This window comes from Beggiatoa leptomitoformis (assembly GCF_001305575.3).
GTDB lineage: Bacteria > Pseudomonadota > Gammaproteobacteria > Beggiatoales > Beggiatoaceae > Beggiatoa > Beggiatoa leptomitoformis.
Map to the genome: position 1 here is coordinate 1,242,764 of NZ_CP012373.2, position 17,781 is coordinate 1,260,544.

The 17,781-nt window shown below is 38.2% G+C and carries 13 protein-coding genes; 7 read left to right on the forward strand and 6 right to left on the reverse strand.

Translation table 11 applies throughout. From position 1 onward, the window contains the following. Positions 1-11: 11 nt before the first annotated feature. On the reverse strand, positions 12-1,598 hold the full coding sequence (locus tag AL038_RS05180; RefSeq protein ID WP_062149989.1) for a right-handed parallel beta-helix repeat-containing protein: 1,587 nt from the start codon (positions 1,596-1,598) through the stop codon (positions 12-14). A gap of 371 nt (positions 1,599-1,969) precedes the next feature. Between AL038_RS05180 and AL038_RS05185 the strand changes: the two genes are divergently transcribed. Further along, positions 1,970-3,211, forward strand: a complete 1,242-nt coding sequence (locus AL038_RS05185; protein ID WP_062149992.1) for an HD domain-containing phosphohydrolase — start codon at positions 1,970-1,972, stop codon at positions 3,209-3,211. Between the two features lie 29 nt (positions 3,212-3,240). Beyond that, the gene (locus AL038_RS05190) at positions 3,241-3,879 is read left to right on the forward strand and encodes an arylesterase (RefSeq protein ID WP_062149995.1); all 639 of its coding nucleotides are present in this window, start codon (positions 3,241-3,243) and stop codon (positions 3,877-3,879) included. A 140-nt stretch (positions 3,880-4,019) separates the two neighbouring features. On the opposite strand, the gene AL038_RS05195 is transcribed toward AL038_RS05190, so the two are convergent. Beyond that, the gene (locus AL038_RS05195) at positions 4,020-5,801 is read right to left on the reverse strand and encodes a putative bifunctional diguanylate cyclase/phosphodiesterase (RefSeq protein ID WP_161575432.1); all 1,782 of its coding nucleotides are present in this window, start codon (positions 5,799-5,801) and stop codon (positions 4,020-4,022) included. Positions 5,802-6,034: 233 nt separating this feature from the next. Here AL038_RS05195 and AL038_RS05200 point away from each other — a divergent pair, with 233 nt between their 5' ends. Next, positions 6,035-7,090 carry a class 1 fructose-bisphosphatase gene (locus tag AL038_RS05200; protein WP_062150001.1) on the forward strand — a complete coding sequence of 352 codons (1,056 nt, stop codon included), beginning with the start codon at positions 6,035-6,037 and terminating at the stop codon, positions 7,088-7,090. 390 nt (positions 7,091-7,480) lie between these two features. On the opposite strand, the gene AL038_RS05205 is transcribed toward AL038_RS05200, so the two are convergent. Further along, positions 7,481-7,954: a thioesterase family protein gene (locus AL038_RS05205; protein ID WP_062150004.1), complete on the reverse strand. Its 474-nt coding sequence runs from the start codon at positions 7,952-7,954 to the stop codon at positions 7,481-7,483. A gap of 214 nt (positions 7,955-8,168) precedes the next feature. On the opposite strand from AL038_RS05205, the gene AL038_RS05210 reads away from it, so the two are divergent. Then, on the forward strand, positions 8,169-10,997 hold the full coding sequence (locus tag AL038_RS05210; RefSeq protein ID WP_161575433.1) for a response regulator: 2,829 nt from the start codon (positions 8,169-8,171) through the stop codon (positions 10,995-10,997). 25 nt (positions 10,998-11,022) lie between these two features. Here AL038_RS05210 and AL038_RS05215 read toward each other — a convergent pair whose 3' ends face one another. The 3 genes from AL038_RS05215 to grxD all read right to left on the reverse strand — a co-directional run bounded on the left by AL038_RS05215 (position 11,023) and on the right by grxD (position 13,476). Continuing rightward, a complete protein-coding gene (locus AL038_RS05215; RefSeq protein WP_062150010.1) occupies positions 11,023-12,462 on the reverse strand; it encodes a GGDEF domain-containing protein in 1,440 nt (479 codons plus the stop codon). A 91-nt stretch (positions 12,463-12,553) separates the two neighbouring features. Further along, on the reverse strand, positions 12,554-13,045 hold the full coding sequence (locus AL038_RS05220; protein ID WP_062150013.1) for a hypothetical protein: 492 nt from the start codon (positions 13,043-13,045) through the stop codon (positions 12,554-12,556). Positions 13,046-13,146: 101 nt separating this feature from the next. Further along, positions 13,147-13,476, reverse strand: coding sequence for a Grx4 family monothiol glutaredoxin (grxD, locus tag AL038_RS05225; protein ID WP_062150016.1), 330 nt, complete (start codon positions 13,474-13,476; stop codon positions 13,147-13,149). A gap of 182 nt (positions 13,477-13,658) precedes the next feature. Between grxD and dmeF the strand changes: the two genes are divergently transcribed. The 3 genes from dmeF (at position 13,659) to soxB (ending at position 17,724) form a co-directional block, all read left to right on the forward strand. Beyond that, the gene (gene dmeF / locus AL038_RS05230; protein ID WP_062150019.1) at positions 13,659-14,570 is read left to right on the forward strand and encodes a CDF family Co(II)/Ni(II) efflux transporter DmeF; all 912 of its coding nucleotides are present in this window, start codon (positions 13,659-13,661) and stop codon (positions 14,568-14,570) included. A 200-nt stretch (positions 14,571-14,770) separates the two neighbouring features. Beyond that, entirely contained in the window at positions 14,771-15,490 is a 720-nt protein-coding gene (locus AL038_RS05235) for a hypothetical protein (RefSeq protein ID WP_062150023.1), read from the forward strand. 467 nt (positions 15,491-15,957) lie between these two features. Beyond that, positions 15,958-17,724, forward strand: coding sequence for a thiosulfohydrolase SoxB (soxB, locus tag AL038_RS05240; RefSeq protein WP_062150026.1), 1,767 nt, complete (start codon positions 15,958-15,960; stop codon positions 17,722-17,724). Positions 17,725-17,781: the final 57 nt, after the last annotated feature.

Sequence of the window (17,781 nt, forward strand, 5' to 3'; positions counted from 1 at the left end):
AAGTAAATCAATTAGTGAAACCAATCAAACCACCCCGATTTTTCTTCGGTGATTTGCCAACTGTTACCCACAATGCTATTAAAACGAGAACTCGCACTTTCTAATGGCATATTTTGGTAATGACGCACCATATTGTCATATATGTCATTAAAAGCACTGTCTTTGTCTAATAAAATACCTGAGTAATGATTATTATAAATAACATTAGCCGCAACAATATTCTCAATTGCAGGCAAAAAATCTAAAGACTGCTCATCTGGCGTGTTATGTGTTAATTCAGGTTCTAACCCCGCATTTCCCAATAAAATACCAAAAAAATGGAAACGACTATTTTCACCTTGATTATTATTCATTAAAGTATTAAATAATATAAGGTTACGTAACCCAGAACGGACAAGTTTTATACCATCTCCCGCACCATCACGTACAGTATTCCATATAAGCAAATTCTGTGCGGCGTTATCTAAAGAAATAGCTGGTAATTTAGCAACAGAAGAGCCATCTGCCAGTTTACCAAACTTAAAAACTAAATCTTGTTTCAAACTTTCGTCAGTTTGATGCGACCGAAAACCATTATGGATAAAAGTATTTTCTTGAATAACATTATTGACACTGCCAAAGTCTAAACATAGACCTTCTTTATCATTATCAGCAATATAGTTACGTAAAATGAGGTTGCCATAACCGCCATCGCTATAAATACCTTGTGCAAAGTGTCCTGTAATACGATTTTCTTCAATCAATAGCGCATGTGGCGCGGGCATTAGTGGGAAAATAGCTTGTGCAAGCCCATTTGTAGGGAAATTAATCGTTGTGGGTAACACTTGCATATCAGTCAGTAAAACCCCAGCACCGTTATTATCAGGATTTTGACCGTCAGAAATTTGACTATTATGTAGCCAAACATGATGCGTATCCCCTTGCAATACAATTCCGCCTTGTTGCGGATGTGTAACTATTAATTGTGCCAATTCAATCATTGCACTGTCTTGAATAACAACACCGCGCGCAGGTGCAGTAAAAGATAGATTATTTAAAATAATTAGTTGTGAATTTACAATTCTAACACCAGTTCCCTGTGTTTTGATGTTTATATTACTCAATTGCACATTTTTTGCCGCATTGATGATAACTGTATCGGTAATATCATTATTCATAGCTAGAAACACGGTTTGATTTCCAACTAGCCAAGTATCTGATGGCAATCGCAATGGCTCATCCATCACGATAGTTTGTGCGGTCAATATAATCTTATGACTACCTTGCAATTGAGCAAGAACGGCATTCAGCCGACTACTTTCTGCATCAGAAAAAACGATAACAGGCACATCCACTGCCCACTGCGGCACATTTTCTGTGAGAGACTGGCGTAAACGTTGCTCATAAATGGTATGTGTTTCTATCATCGTCAATGGAATAGAGACTGCTTCAGCGCGTTGCAATACCTTTGAATTGTTCAACTGTTTTTGTAATGAATCAGTGGATGGAACACGGGATAAGGGCGGAAGATGATAAGTTTTTAAAAAACTTTCCGCAGTCACCATTTCCGTGTAAAAACCCAGCAATAGAAACAGTAAAAATATTTTAATCAGTTGCATAGTCATAGCACTAAAAATAAAGTGGAAGGTAAGCTTTTCAGAAACCGAATGTTACGCGATTTCATTTTCTCTGCCGATTAACAAAAGAATACCGAAATCAATAAATAACCCAATATATACGCACTTATAAATTGTAGGCGCGCATTTTAACGCAATTTATGATGCAATACGTGATACTTAATCCGTTTCAACATTTATATATTTAAAATAGGCAAGCGTGAACATAAAAGCAGTTCTTGTTTTAAATAAGGCTTTAAAATCAGATAACTTTGATTTAATGACATAAATTAAGTCATCCGCAACCACAATAACCCGTCACTACACCCTAAAATTACACTATGTAATACTCTCCATAGATGCTGGAGAAACCAATGACTATTAAAATAAAATTAAGAGAAGTAATTTATGCACTTGCGGATGCCTTAGATTTAGTTGGCATTGATGAAGTTGAGCATGGGAAACGGGTTGGCTACATGAGCGTTGAATGTGGTAAACAACTGGGTTTAAAACAAGAAACGTTAGACATACTATTTCATGCGGCACTCCTGCATGATTGCGGCGTATCATCCAGTAACTCGTTACAACATCTCATTAAAGAAATGGAGTGGAATAATGTTGATGAACACTGCCGACGAGGCAGTGAATTGTTGCTGAGTGTTGAACCCTTTGCCCATCTCACCCCTGTTATTCGTCACCACCACACGCATTGGGATATGTTACAGGATGTTAATATTACAGCAAACAATGCCCAACTGAGTAACCTTATTTTTCTCATGGACAGAGTTGATGCACTGGCTGCTTCACAAGAAGGTAAAGATATTCTATCAAAAAGGGCATTTATTCAAAAAACCATCACACAATACGGTGGCTCGCTCTTTTCACCCGAATTAATCGAGTTATTTTTAAGCGTGTCTGCTAAAGAAGCCTTTTGGATTACCCTAGAAACTCGCCATTTATGCCATTATCTACGTGAAAAAGAAGAGGTTAAAGACGCAATTATCATAGATTTTCAAGAACTGAAACAGATTGCGGGTATTTTTGCCAATATTGTCGATGCAAAAAGTGCTTACACACATGAACATTCGCTTGGTGTCTCTAATTTAGCCCATTTACTTGCCCAAAAATGCAACCTTAGTTTCGCAACTTGTGAAAAATTAGAAGTTGCTGGATTACTGCACGATTTAGGTAAATTACAAGTACCCGATACTATTTTAGAAAAACCCGGCATATTAACCGCCGAAGAGCGAACCGTTATTAGTCGTCATAGCTTTGAAACTTACCAAATTTTAAAAAAAATTTCAGGTATAGAAGACATTGCTGAATGGGCAGGTTTTCATCATGAAACCCCCGGCGGACACGGTTATCCTTTTCAACTGAAAGACCAAGAACTCCGTTTAGAAGCCAGAATTATCGGTGTTGCTGATGTTTTTCAAGCCCTCGCACAAAAACGTCCTTACCGTGACCCCATGCCAATCGCACAAATTATGCGAATGCTGAAAGAGTTTGCTAGAGAAAATCGCTTAGATGGCAATCTTATTCACTTAGTAGAAAATAATTTAGAAGAATGTTGGCAAGCCGCTCTCTGCTATGATAGAACCAAGCTCTCATCCTAATCCTCTAATTCTCATTCAATGGTTGTTCCATGTATAAATTAATTACGCTTTTTTATAAAAATATACAATGGCTTGCTATATTTCTGCTATTAAGTGCTTGTAGCGAAACCGTTCCGCCTGTTTCTCATCTTTCTACAGATGCCGTTATTCTCGCATTTGGCGATAGCCTAACTTATGGAACGGGTGCAAATAGTGAAACAGAAAGTTATCCATCTGTTTTATCAGAAGAAATAAGAAGACAAGTGATTAATGCGGGCGTACCAGGAGAAACAACAGCAGGCGGACTAGAACGATTGCCGCAAGCATTACAAGAATACCAGCCCAATTTATTGATTTTATGCTTAGGTGGGAATGATTTTCTTCGCAACATGAGTACTCGTATTGCACAAGATAATCTGCGCCAGATGATAAAAATGGCAAAAGACCAACAGATAGATGTAGTTTTACTGGGTGTCCCCCAGCCCGGTATTTTCTTATCGGCTGCCGACTTTTACGGCGAGTTGGCAAAAGAATTTAACATTCCTTATGAAGGTAATATTATCAGTGAAGTACTCTCAGATAACGCCTTAAAAAGTGATACCGTACATCCTAATGCGCAAGGCTACCAACAAATGGCTAACGCCATTGAAACCCTGCTTATAAAAGCAAAAGCCATTGATGCTAAATGATAATAAAGCGCAAATAAATTAAGCTTTGCCATCAAATAATCAGATGATTGAAATGCAGTCACAAAAATAATGGCGGCTTAAGAATTTAATTAGCACAGTATTTCTGACGGCTCATCAACCATTTTCAAAAAAGATGATAATTAACCCCTTAACAATCCTTTTTTTAATAAAGGCACACCGTGTTTTGCCAATATATTTCTTTCAAAATCCTTTACTGACATTGGCTTAAAAAAATAAAATCCTTGTACATATTGGCAACGCAATTGATGCAAGAAAATCAACTGTTCTTGCGTTTCTACGCCTTCCGCAATCACTTTAAGCTTTAAACCGTTTGCCATCGCAATAATGGCTTTTACAAGCGAAGCATCCTCTTGTTTGCCAATAGAATCACGAATAAATGAACGGTCAATTTTTAAAAAATCCAGCGGAAACCGTTTTAAATAACTCAGTGAGGAATAACCCGTTCCAAAATCATCTATAGACAATTTTACGCCTAGCTCTTTGATTTTATGAAACCACTGAATATTTGCAACCGTATCTTCCATTAATAAGCTTTCAGTGATTTCCAAACTCAATAATTCAGGCGATAACTGGGTAGTCTGCAAAACATCGGCAATCGTAGCCGTACTTAAACCCCGTTTGAGTTGATGCGTTGATACGTTGACAGACACACCTATCGGTAAGTTGGTGCGCGTTTGCCATATACTGGTTTGCTGTGCTGCGGTATAAAGCACCCATTCGCCCAATTTCGCAATTAACCCTGTTTCTTCCGCCAGCGGGATAAATTCATAAGGCGGTACTTTTCCACGTGTTGGATGTTCCCAACGCAATAAAGCTTCAGCTTTACTGACTAATCCTGTTTCTAAATCGACAATCGGCTGATAGTAGATTTCTAGCTCTTCTCGTTCAATCGCATGGCGTAAATCGTGTTCTAAGCCCATCCGTGTATGAATTTGTTCATTCATTTTAGAGGTAAAAAACTGATAAACATTAGGTCCTATCGCTTTTGCGCGATACATTGCCATGTCTGCATTGCGTAATAAAATATCGGCATCGTTAGCATCTGCAGGATAAACGGTTACCCCAATACTTGTGCCTACGAAAACAGTTTGTCCATTTAATTCAAATGGCTCTGTTAATTTACTAATAATATTTTCAGCGATAACTGCGATTTCATCTTCTTTAAGCAAATTACCCAATACAATGGTAAATTTATCTCCGCTAAACCGCGCCACAGTGTCTGTATCTCTAACGCATGTTAAAAGGCGTTGTGCAACTTTTTGCAATAACAAATCACCAACAGCATGACCCAAGGTATTATTAATAACTTTAAAATGGTCTAAATCAATAAACAGCAATGCAACTAATAAATTCTCGCGGTTAGCGACAATAAGCGCATTCGATAACCGGTCAATAAGCAAGGTATTATTAGGCAACCCTGTTAAAAAATCATAGTTTGTTTGTCGCCATAACTGTTCTTCATCATGCTTGATTTTGCTAATATCCGTAAAAATAGCGACAAAAGCGAAAATCTCACCATTTTCATCCTCAATTTTTGTAATCGTCAACCATTCAGGATAAATTTCGCCACTTTTCCGCCGATTCCAAATCTCACCTTGCCACTGCCCTTTTTGGCTTAACACCACCCACATGGCTTTATAAAAACTGGCATCGTGACGACCTGAACTTAAAAATTGCGGATTTTTACCTAAAATTTCTGCTTTGCTATAACCTGTAATTTGTGAAAAAGCAGGATTTACCGCATAGATATAATTGTTTTTATCAGTAATAACAATTGCTTCAGCGGCTGCATCAAAAATAGTCGTTGCAATTCTTAACTGCCTCTCTACGTGTTGTTGCTTGTTTGTATCCAGCAAGCTTAGCAACGCACTTGGATCGAATAGTCCTACATCTTGTTTCAAGAAAAACATTCCTTTTCATGCAAATACAAACATAATCAATTAAAAAATATCGCCGCAATAAAATCTACTTTTCACAGATATTTCTTTCACAATATACCACTTCCCTTTAAACACGATAACGCTTTATAAAAACGATAAAGAATTATAATTAAAAAAATCTTTATGGTTTATGTAGAATCAAGAAAGAAAAATTATATAACGACAATTACCCCCACACAAAGGACGGCAGCATCATGCACAATAATCGCATGACCATTACCCAATTTATTATTGAAGAACAACGCCACACAAAAGGTGCGACAGGCGAATTTACCGCTTTATTGAATGATATTGTTACCGCTTGCAAATTTATCTCCAATGCCGTCAATCATGGTGCATTGATGGATATTATGGGCGCGATGGATACAGTCAATATACAAGGTGAAGTCCAGAAAAAACTGGATGTTATCTCTAATGACATCTTTATTCAGTCTAACGAATGGGCAGGACATTTAGCGGCGATGGTGTCGGAAGAAATGGAAGAAGTTTATCCTATTCCATCTAAATATCCGCGCGGTAAGTATCTGTTAGTTTTTGACCCGTTGGATGGTTCTTCGAATATTGAAAATAATGTGTCGATTGGAACAATTTTTTCAATTTTGCGTTGCCCTGATGGTGTTACAAATCCAACACTGACTGATTTTCTGCAAGCGGGAACACGCCAAGTTTGCGCAGGTTACGCTATTTATGGACCCGCAACCATGTTGGTTCTAACCACAGGAAATGGTGTGAACGGGTTTACCTTAGATAAAAATGTCGGTGAATTTGTTTTAACGCATCCGCACATTATGATTCCTGTAGAGACACAAGAGTTTGCGATTAACATGTCAAATATGCGTTTTTGGGAAAGCCCTGTAAAACGTTATATTGACGAGTGTTTGGCTGGTAAATCAGGCGTGCGTGGCAAGGATTATAATATGCGTTGGATAGCGTCTATGGTCGCTGATGTACATCGCATTTTGATGCGCGGTGGCGTGTATTTGTATCCATTGGATAGTAAATTAGCCAAGAAAGGCGGACGGTTAAGGCTGTTATACGAGGCTAATCCCATGTCGTTTATCGTTGAACAAGCGGGCGGTTTAAGTTCAACAGGACGAGAACGCATTATGGAAGTTACCCCCACACAATTGCATCAACGGATTCCCGTGATTTTAGGCTCGAAAAATGAGGTTGCACATATTATTGCGTATCATCAAGACAGTTTAAAAGAGGATGCAGACGCGATTAAAAATGCGTTATACGCATGTTAGCGCAGTTGTAAACCTGTTTTGAAATACTTATTTTTAGAACCTAAACCTGTCAACATTTAAAATATTGACAGGTTTTTTTTTAAATAAGTTTAGTTATGTAAAAACTGTGCGGACAATACTACTTGAAGCGATGGCATCCATTGTATGTTATTGTTCTACAAAATAGTTACTAAAAATGATGGTAGGCTGAGTATTGCCCACCTAAATTTGATAAGTCAACATATCGGCACTTTCAGACGCAAAGACAAAAAAATTGATGTTTTCTAACGCCGAAAATTCAGTAAATTCTGATTCGGACACACAATCTTTACTTTTATCTCAAGATATTATCTATACTTGCAATGTGAATTATTTGTGTCTAAGAATGTGTATTCAAGCGATGACTTAACTTTAACCAACCAGATAACAACCTGTACCGACAGCAATTAATAAATCTTCGTCATTATGTAATTCCATTCGGGTAACGGTAACTTTGCGACCACTACGTAAAATGGTTGATGTTGCAATAAAATAAACGCCTCTCCCCGGACGTAAATAGTCGATGCGCATATCTATCGTTCCTGTTTTATCAATACCTTGCATCCGTTCAGCTTCGGTTAGGTTTTCGCGTCGTTGTTTAAATGAATTAGCAATCGCAATCATGCCACCAGCGACATCTAAAACCGAGGCAATAACGCCACCATGTAAAATACCATGTACAAAATTCCCGATTAATGCTTCACGCATGTCAAAACGAATTTTTACCTCGTCTAAATGCAGTGAAACAATTTGAATACCTAACAGTTTATTAAAAGGCATTTTTTCTTCAAATGTAGGTAACATTTTATTTAATAAGGCATCTAATTCTTCGTCTGTTTCTTGCATGTTACAGTCCTATTCATAAAACGCATTTCATCTTATGATGAGCGAATCTTGTTGTGTTGTTGCATAGCAACAAATATTCAAGGGTTCAATCTCACTATTCAAGGACAATTTATTGTTAGTTATGAAAAGCTATTTGATTACGAAACCATTTATTTTTTCTGTCCTATTGTCATGTTGTCTTGCAGTGCTGTTGTGGCTAACTAACGCGCAAGATGTGACGAATAATTTCTTTATTTTTAGCGTGTTTCTAACCTTGAGTTTGTTGTTATCTGCAATGGCGACTTTTTTAGGACATAAAGAACGACATCAAACCGTGTTATTACAAACGCAGTTGCAGACGTTACAAACAGTTTTAAATCATTTACCCGTTACTGTTTGGCAGTTGAATCAACAAGGGATTGTTCAAATCGCGTTTGGACAGTTACATTCTTTTGGTAATACGGCTTATCCGTTGACAGGCTCATCTATTTTTACACTTTATCAAGCCTTACCCGATTTTTTGCAAGATATTCAAGAAGCATTGGCAAGACGGATAAACCATAAGCCATTAACTATTGCTAAAAATCAGGAATATTATGATGTTTATTATCAGTTTATAACGGATACCGATTTGTTAGTAATCGCTTATAACGTAACGCAATCGTTGAAAAAAGAACAAGTATATGTTCAACAGTTGAAATATCACGAGACATTATTTCGTCATGCGACAGAGGGATTTTGTATTATTAAAACTAATGGGATAATTTATAGTGTTAATCCCACTTTTTGCCAATTAATTGGATATACAAAGGATGAATTACAAGGAAATTCAATCCATTTATTTATAGATGTAGAAATGAATAGTGAGCAATTTCCTAGTCAGTGGGTTGGAAAAATACGCCATAAACAAGGGCATTTAGTATCCGTTTTGATTAATCATTTTTTGTTTAAAAATTATGAAGATTCTTCGCAAGAATCTTTAATAGTAAACTTTATAAAAGATTTAACGGCTTATAAACAAATTGAAGCAGATTTGCATCAGGTACGTGAAACGCTAGAAACAACACAACGAACAAAAAGCACTTTTTTAAATGCTATTAATCAAGGGATTCGCACGCCATTAAATAATATTATTGGAACAACAGAGTTATTGTTAAAATCGCCCATTGAGCCACGTCAACAGCGTTATTCGATTGAAACAATTCGAGAGTCCAGTGAAAATTTATTAAATTTTTTTAATGATATTTTAGCATTTTCCCGCATTGAAACAGGACAATTAAACCTAGAACTCAGTGCTATAGATGTTCATGCGTTAATCGAGGATTTATTAGGGCAGGCAGCCCTTGCAACACAACGTAAAGATTTGATTTTTATCTGTCAATTTAGTTTTTTTGCAACCTATTTATTAAAAGGGGATATTGATCGGTTACGACAGGTAGTCAATAATTTATTGAATTATGCAATTAAATCAACAGAGCAGGGCTGTATTCTCTTACAGGTTGGTTTGTTAGAGGAGACAGAACAAGCGGTTAAATTACATATAGAACTTAATAGTCACGGTGTTATTAATACGTCTGTTTTGGATAATTTATTTAAATCGGTTGCGACTGCGGATGATGCAACACAATATAGCATTGAAAATATTAGTATTATCGTAGCGCGCCATTTAATTGATGTGATGGGGGGGACATTCAGTTTTTATCATCAAACAGAAGACCAAAGCACTTTATGGTTTGATATTGTGTTACAAAAAATGAATTGTCCGAATACGACATTAGGGACGGCAGAACAACGCGCAAATTTGCATAATCGTCGTGTATTGGTTGCAGAACCTCATCCGCTTTATCGTCAATTTATCACTGAACAATTGCGTTTGTGGCATTTGCAGGTTGACTGTGTAAGCAGTGCAACAGAGTGTTTGGATAGTTTGTTAGATGCTGTGGCTTTACGCCAAGCGTATGACGTGGTCATCATCGATAGTTGTTTACCTTACTTGCAAGGCATGAGTTTGTCACAGATTATTCATGCAAATACGCAAGTTAATCAGATACCCTTGATAATACTTCATCCCGCCAAGCAGGATTACCCACAGCTATCTATTCCAAATGAATATAACTTACAAAAACCTGTTATGCCTTCAAAATTGTTACAGCATTTGTTCACGTCAATTCTTAATAAGGCGGATACTATGAATACAGGCACAGCATTTCTTTCAGCCCATGAAAAACATGTTTTATTGGCAGAAGATAACATTATTAATCAAGAGGTTATGAAGGACATGTTGTTGCAACTACATTGTCAAGTAACAGTGGTTAATAATGGTGAGGAAGTATTGGTTGCATTGAACGCACAAAATTATGATTTGATTTTTATGGATTGCCAAATGCCAAAAATGGATGGTTATCAAGCAACGGAATCTATTCGGCAACAGGAGAAAAAACTCAAAACCGATTCGCATATTCCAATTATTGCAGTTACCGCGAATGCGATTAATGGCGCACGGGAACGTTGTTTTATCTCAGGAATGGATGATTATTTGAGTAAACCAATTAATTCTCATGATTTAGAGCGCATGTTAACCCGCTATTGTGGACTGAGTTATTTTTTTACAGAGAAAACATCGCCTTTAGTAATCAATGATGTTATTGATGATAAGTTAATGGCAAGTAGTAACGAGGCGTATTCTCCACACTTACTTTCTATCAATACACAAGAAGAAATTATTTCTCTGAGTATGATAGAAACCATGCGACAAGACATGCAAAAACGGGGTATTAACTGGTTAATTGATTTATTTTTAACTGAATTTCCTCGTTATCAAGCTGTCGTACATGAGGCAATCCTCTTGCTTGATAAAGATATGTTTTATCAAGCGGTACATAAATTAAAAGGCGGGGCTGCAAGTGTGGGTTCAATCAGTTTAGTTAATTTTTGTAAGCAATTAGAAGAGTTGAGTAAATGTGATAACTTGGACGAAGCGGCTGAACAGGTAGAAAAATATCTGGCGATAGAATGCTCTCTTTTAGAGATGGCATTAGAAGAGGAAAAAAAGAAAGGAAAATAACCTATTCTTTGCTTTAATTTTTAGATTAAGCCGTTGTTGGAGGGTTGCTTAGCAGATTGTTTGCAACCTCAATTCTGTTACGTCCTTTTTCTTTTGCTTGATACAATGCCCCATCCGCTTGGGAAATAACAACCGAGTAATCAGGATGCCCTTCATGTAACGCAATGCCTATACTGGTTGTAATCGTAAAAGGAATGGTTTTATTAATGTAAAAGGTGTGCTTTTCAATTAATAGGCGTAATTTTTCTGCTATATGCGTTGCTGTATCCAAATTAATATCGTTTAGCAACACTAAAAACTCTTCTCCGCCATAACGAAACACAAAATCACCCGCGCGAACATGCGTTACTAATAATTCGCCAACTTGGATGAGAATTGCATCCCCATTGTCATGTCCCCATCCATCATTAACTTTCTTAAAAAAATCTATATCCAACAATAAAATACAAAATGGTGCATTTTGCGTCGCACTGATGCGGATAGCCCGTTGCATAATGGTTGGAATATAACGTCGATTGAATAAATGCGTCAGCGGGTCGCGCCCACTTTCCATCTCTAATGCGTGATTGATAAAAGAGGAAAGAAACCATGATGAATGCGTGACAGCATCATTCAAATTATTAATGGTTGCACCTAATTCAATTATCGAGTTTGTATCTCGCAATGTAATCGCCTGCTTTACCAATTCATTGATTTTTATTAATTGTGCTTTAAGATGATCAACTTCTTGCTGATGATCAATAAAAAGTAATTCTGCCTTATATGTTACCCACAAACCAAAGTCCGAGCTAAAAATGGTCGGTAATTGTTGCAAGGTTGGCGCAGGTGTTTGATATAAACTCGTTAGAATGCGTCTTAGCCAGTCAAATAATAAAGAGCGCAACCGCTCACAATCCATTGCAAGACCTTGATTAATAGTATTCATTCGTAAAGCTTGCGCACTACGTTCATTAATAATAATGTCGTTAAAATAGCTTTCATTAATCAAAAATGAGGAGTAATCCAGTAATTCCTCAACCAAACTTAATGCGGTTGCCATCTCATTACGTTCTAAGTTTGAGTCTATTAGTAATTGTCGACACTCGCGCTTGAGAACACGAATACCATGATGTACAAGATAGATAGGAATATTAATCCGCGCGTGAATATTACCGACTTCGCGTTGTCTTTGAATATGCAGATAAACTTCTTCTTTCGTTTGTGGCAGAAACAGTTGTTTAATCCACTCTGCTAAAGATAAACGCAAGCGTGTGTCAACCAAGGCATGATTCAAAAAAGGTTGTGCGCCCACAATAGTAAGCATTTCTGTATAGAAAAGGTCTGCAATACGCTCAACGCTTGGGGTAATAATCGCTTCAACACGACGAATCAATGCTTGTGAATGCTGATAGATTTCAACAAGGCGTTCTTGTTCTATTTCTCTTAAAACCGTTTTTTTATCATCATGAGGCATTACAACAGGCATAATATGGTTACTTCGGCGGTGTTACAAAAAAACAAGTGAAGGATTAAAAATCCTTGCGTTTATTTATAAAAACAGATAGTTAATTCCATCCTTAAGTACATTCATTACGTATTAATGATATAAAAAAGGCGACAATATTGGGATTACTGAAAAAAAACAGCATCATAAAGACAAACAACGCAATACCAAATATGAAAAAATAAAATAAATGCATAGCAAGAAAATTATATTTATTCATATTAATTTCTTTTTTTAAAGTTGCATCTAGGGCTTTATCTAATGCCTCTAATTCAAACTTACTTAAACGACTCTGGTCGGGAGAAACACACAAGCCTGTTGCAAGTGTTCCCTTGATTGCTGTTTGTATTGCTGTTCGTGTTGTTGTGGTAATAACGGTTAAACGCTTACTGACGATGCTGCGAGCCACCAAAAAACCAATGCTAAAGATAATCAGCATGACAATAAAAATAGTCGGTAAATTGGGTTCTGATGCACGAAAGCGTAGGACTAAAACGCTCACTACCAATAATACAATAGAGTAAAAAACGGTTTTTTTCTTAAGCAAATCCTTAATGAGTGGCATTTTCGCTATAAACAAGATAAGTTAATAAAAACAGAATGGACAACATGCCACCTGTACACATTGTCCATCGTTACTTTTTAACTGTACTAACAAACTGAAGGTTATGCTGTTTTTTTCTTAGCAACTGCATCTTCTAACATGGGTTTCAATTCACCTTTTTGATACAATTCTAAGGTAATATCACAGCCACCAATCAATTCCCCACTAACATAAATTTGTGGAAATGTGGGCCAATTTGCAAAACGCGGTAAATTTTGAAAAACTTCAGGGTCTGCTAATACGTTGACATAGGCAAAATCAACGCCACAAGCATGTAAGGCTTGAGACGCACGGCTAGAAAAACCACACTGTGGCAATTCAGGTGTGCCCTTCATATAAATAACGACAGCATTACTCTCAACTTGTTGTTTAATACGCTCTAAAACATCCATACAAACAGTCTCCAAAAATTAAAGATAACATAATGTTTGCCACTTGACGGCGCAACCCCGTCACCCATGCGTCGTTTTATTGATTGTGGCAAGACAGAGATAAATCAATCAAACGGTTTATTTTACCTATAACTCTGATAAATTAACTAGGTTATTATCCTTCTACTTCCTGTAAAAATATTATGAATGCTCAACATTATTGTCAGTACGTACATCAGTTTGATATACACAATCAAGAACATGAACGCAATACTCAACGTGTTACACTCTTAACACTGCTTATGATGGTAGTAGAAATTACCGCAGGCCTACTTTATGGTTCTATGGCATTACTCGCCGATGGACTGCACATGGGAACACACGCGCTCGCAATTGGCATTACCATGTTTGCATATCGTTATGCGCGCCATCATCACAACGACCCACAATATAGCTTCGGCACAGGAAAAGTTGGTGTACTGGGCGGATTTACCAGCGCATTGATTCTCGCTATTGTCGCGCTAATGATAGGGATAGAATCCGTCAACCGTCTATTTTTCCCACAAACCATCCAATTTAATGAAGCAATTATCGTCGCCATTCTCGGATTAATCATTAACTTAATCAGTGCTGTTTGGTTAGATGAAGGTCATGACCACCATGATGATACGCATGAGCATGACGAACACACACACCATGACCACAACCTCAGAGCCGCCTACTTGCATGTACTGGCTGACGCGCTAACCTCTGTATTGGCGATTGTAGCACTGTTACTAGGCAAATTCTTTGGTTGGGTTTGGGTTGACGCATTCATGGGATTGATTGGTACTGTGGTAATACTCAAATGGTCTTATGGACTCCTCTGCGATACCAGCAATATATTGCTAGATAGTGGCATAAAACCTGAAATATTAGCCAATGTTAGAACAACAATAGAAGCGGAACAACAACATCGTGTACAAGATTTGCATGTATGGCGCATTAATGCTAATCAATCTGCTATCATCATTTCTATTGTAGCTAAAAACCCACATGAACCAGCGTATTACAAAAAACTCCTAGCACATAGAAGCGAGTTTGTGCATGTTACTATAGAAATTAATATGGCGTAACAGCTTTTAACAACGGTGCCTGTTTTTTAGCAAGTCGCTACGGAAAGGTAATATTAAACACTACATTAAGTGCGACTTTTTACACACATTAATCACAGGATTTATTAACGATAGCACCTCCTTGCCCTATTGTTTAAACCTAAATCCCAACTCGTTTACTACAACAGCACCGTATTCAGTATATTATTGAGAGTGAAAACATGTCTTCTATCGTACAGGCTAAAGCAGAAGTTCAAAAACTTATTAGGCGTTACAACCAATTAAAAAGCGAAGCGCAAGAAGCGGATTCAGCCGAAGCCTCCTCACGCAAATCAGCCGAAGCGGAAAAACTTGCGTTACAAATTCGCTCCTTACAAAGTGCCATTGCAAAATTACAAGCGGTCGCAGATGATACTTCAGAAACATTCAAACGCGCTGAAGCAGAAAAAATAGAATTTGAAGCCAGAATCGCCTATCTTGAACAAAGCCAAGAAAAAACCCGCGATCAAATAGACCAACTATCACAAGCCAAAATGGAAATGGTTCGTCTAAAAAGCGAAGTTGACAGAATCGCCTCCGAACGACAACACAAAGACGACAATTTACAAAAGCAACTAACCGAATTATTGAAAAAGACTGAAGCCGAACAATTTCGTTTAAAACAAGAAATTGAAGTTATACGTCATCAAGCCCAAAAGGACACTGAATTACTACGCTCACAACGCGATACCGCACGCGCCCAAATTGAAGAACAACAACGCCTAGAAAAAGAAAAACTAACCTCGTTACAAATCACCCTTAACGCAAAATATTTGCGCGTAAAATCACTGATGGCAGTTGGCATTGGCCTAGGCGTACTGAGTGGGATGATTATCTCCATTACCATCATCTTTGTTACCCCCATGCTAGACCACATCCTCAAAAATATTAAAGGCTGGTAATACTACAAATTAACAATCAATAAATTAAGAGCTTCCCTGTTTTAAAATACAGAAGGTCTGCACCAACGTTATTGCATCACCCAACAAAACCCTACAAATAATCGATACAAACCAATCACAGACTAAAAAATCGGCAATGCCGAACAAGTAAAGATTTTTTGTAGGGAACATAAAATAAGACCATTAATAAAGTGAGAGAAAACAGGAAATTCCTCATCAACTCTTGAATATTTGACAGAGGCTTCCGCCTTTAAAAAAGAGAGCTTGCGAAAGACCTACCTTGATAACGAATCAAATCCCCGCCACTCTTTTCAAAAGAGAATAATCTTTTTTATCCTCAATGGCTTTATCACACCCCAAAAATCTAACCAACACCCTTTTTATAGATATTCCAAAACAAAAAAACTCACCAAAAGCATGTTAGTATTTAGTTATATACTAACTAATCCAATGCAGGAGCTTGTTCTATGTCTATTAATCGTCGCCAATTCATGCAAATTATGGCCATTGCCAGCGCGGCAGGATTACTCCCCAAATCCATTCATGCCCGCGCCCAACAATCCGCCGACCTATACGACATACCCAATGCTGGACAAATTCGCCTACTCCACATCACCGATAGCCATGCCCAGCTTCAACCCCTCTACTTCCGTGAACCCCATATCAATCTAGGTATAGGCACAATGCAAGGGAAAATACCCCATATTGTTGGTAAAGCCCTTCTACAACAAGCAGGTATTGCCGACAATACCCCTGAAGCACACGCCTTTACCTATCTCAACTTCAGCGCGGCGGCCGAACAATACGGCAAAATCGGCGGATTTGCCCACCTAGCCACCCTCATCAAACGCCTACGCGACGGCTACGGCAAAGAAAAAACCCTACTCCTAGACGGCGGTGACACATGGCAAGGTTCAGGCACAGCCTACTGGACACGTGGACAAGACATGGTCGGCGCGTGCAACCTACTCGGCGTAGATATCATGACAGGACACTGGGAATTTACCTACTTAGCAGATGAAATCCTCAAAAACATCCAACGCTTTAAAGGCGAATTCATTGCACAAAATATCACCGTCCGTGAAGAAGCCTACCTCTTTGAAGATAAACCTGTTTACGACGAAAAAACAGGACATGCCTTCAAACCCTATACCATCCGCGAACTTAACGGCGTGCGCGTTGCCATCATAGGACAAGCCTTTCCTTATACCCCGATTGCCAACCCCTCACGCTTTATTCCCGATTGGACATTTGGCATTCAAGATAAAGCGATGCAAACGCTAATCAACGAGATTCGTGCCAAAGAAAAACCCGCTGTTGTCGTTGTCCTCTCCCACAACGGCATGGATGTTGACTTAAAAATGGCGGCACAACTCACAGGTATTGACGTTATCCTTGGCGGACATACGCACGATGGCGTACCCAAACCCGTTGAAGTTAAAAACAACCAAGGCATGACCCTTGTTTGCAATGCAGGCTCAAACGGCAAATTTCTAGGTGTACTAGATTTCACCGTTAGCGATGGCAAAGTCAAAGATTACCAATACCATCTACTCCCCATTTTTGCCAACCTCCTCCCCGCAGACAAAGACATGCAAGCCTACATTGACCAAGTCCGCGCCCCATTCCTCAATAAACTTACTGAAAAACTGGCCACAACCGACACCCTACTTTATCGACGCGGTAATTTTAACGGCACGTTTGACCAACTCATTTGCAACGCACTTCGTCAACAACACGATGCACAAATCGCCCTCTCCCCCGGATTTCGTTGGGGAACCAGCATTTTACCGGGACAAGCCATTACAATGGAAAACGTCCTAGACCAAACCTGCATCACCTACCCAGAAACTTATCGACGAGACATGACAGGAACAGAAATTAAACTCATCCTAGAAGATGTCTGTGATAATTTATTCAACGCAGACCCCTACTTACAACAAGGCGGCGATATGGTACGTGTGGGTGGTTTAAACTACGTTTGTGACCCAACAGCTAATATGAATCAACGGATTAGCAACATGACACTAGACGATGGTACACCCATAGACATGCAAAAACGCTACCCCGTTGCAGGATGGGCAACAGTGGGCAGCCAAGCAGAAGGTAGCCCTATTTGGGAAATTGTGGCTGACTACTTACGTGAACAGAAAGTTATTAAAATCGAAACGCTCAATACACCGATACTGCGTAATGTCGATAATAATTTGGGGATTGCAGAACAACCTAGCTAAAACTGTTATTAAATTGTCATCTAAATCAAGTATCTTAAGCAACATGGATATCTGTTT

Coding starts and splice junctions, on each gene's coding strand:
- AL038_RS05190 (WP_062149995.1), top strand. CDS start 3,241: ATGTATAAATTAATTACGCTTTTTTATAAAAATATACAATGGCTTGCT.
- soxB (WP_062150026.1), top strand. CDS start 15,958: ATGTCTATTAATCGTCGCCAATTCATGCAAATTATGGCCATTGCCAGC.
- AL038_RS05205 (WP_062150004.1), bottom strand. CDS start 7,954: ATGCAAGAAACAGACGAAGAATTAGATGCCTTATTAAATAAAATGTTA.
- AL038_RS05185 (WP_062149992.1), top strand. CDS start 1,970: ATGACTATTAAAATAAAATTAAGAGAAGTAATTTATGCACTTGCGGAT.
- AL038_RS05200 (WP_062150001.1), top strand. CDS start 6,035: ATGCACAATAATCGCATGACCATTACCCAATTTATTATTGAAGAACAA.
- AL038_RS05180 (WP_062149989.1), bottom strand. CDS start 1,598: ATGCAACTGATTAAAATATTTTTACTGTTTCTATTGCTGGGTTTTTAC.
- AL038_RS05235 (WP_062150023.1), top strand. CDS start 14,771: ATGTCTTCTATCGTACAGGCTAAAGCAGAAGTTCAAAAACTTATTAGG.
- AL038_RS05220 (WP_062150013.1), bottom strand. CDS start 13,045: ATGCCACTCATTAAGGATTTGCTTAAGAAAAAAACCGTTTTTTACTCT.
- dmeF (WP_062150019.1), top strand. CDS start 13,659: ATGAATGCTCAACATTATTGTCAGTACGTACATCAGTTTGATATACAC.
- AL038_RS05215 (WP_062150010.1), bottom strand. CDS start 12,462: ATGCCTGTTGTAATGCCTCATGATGATAAAAAAACGGTTTTAAGAGAA.
- grxD (WP_062150016.1), bottom strand. CDS start 13,476: ATGGATGTTTTAGAGCGTATTAAACAACAAGTTGAGAGTAATGCTGTC.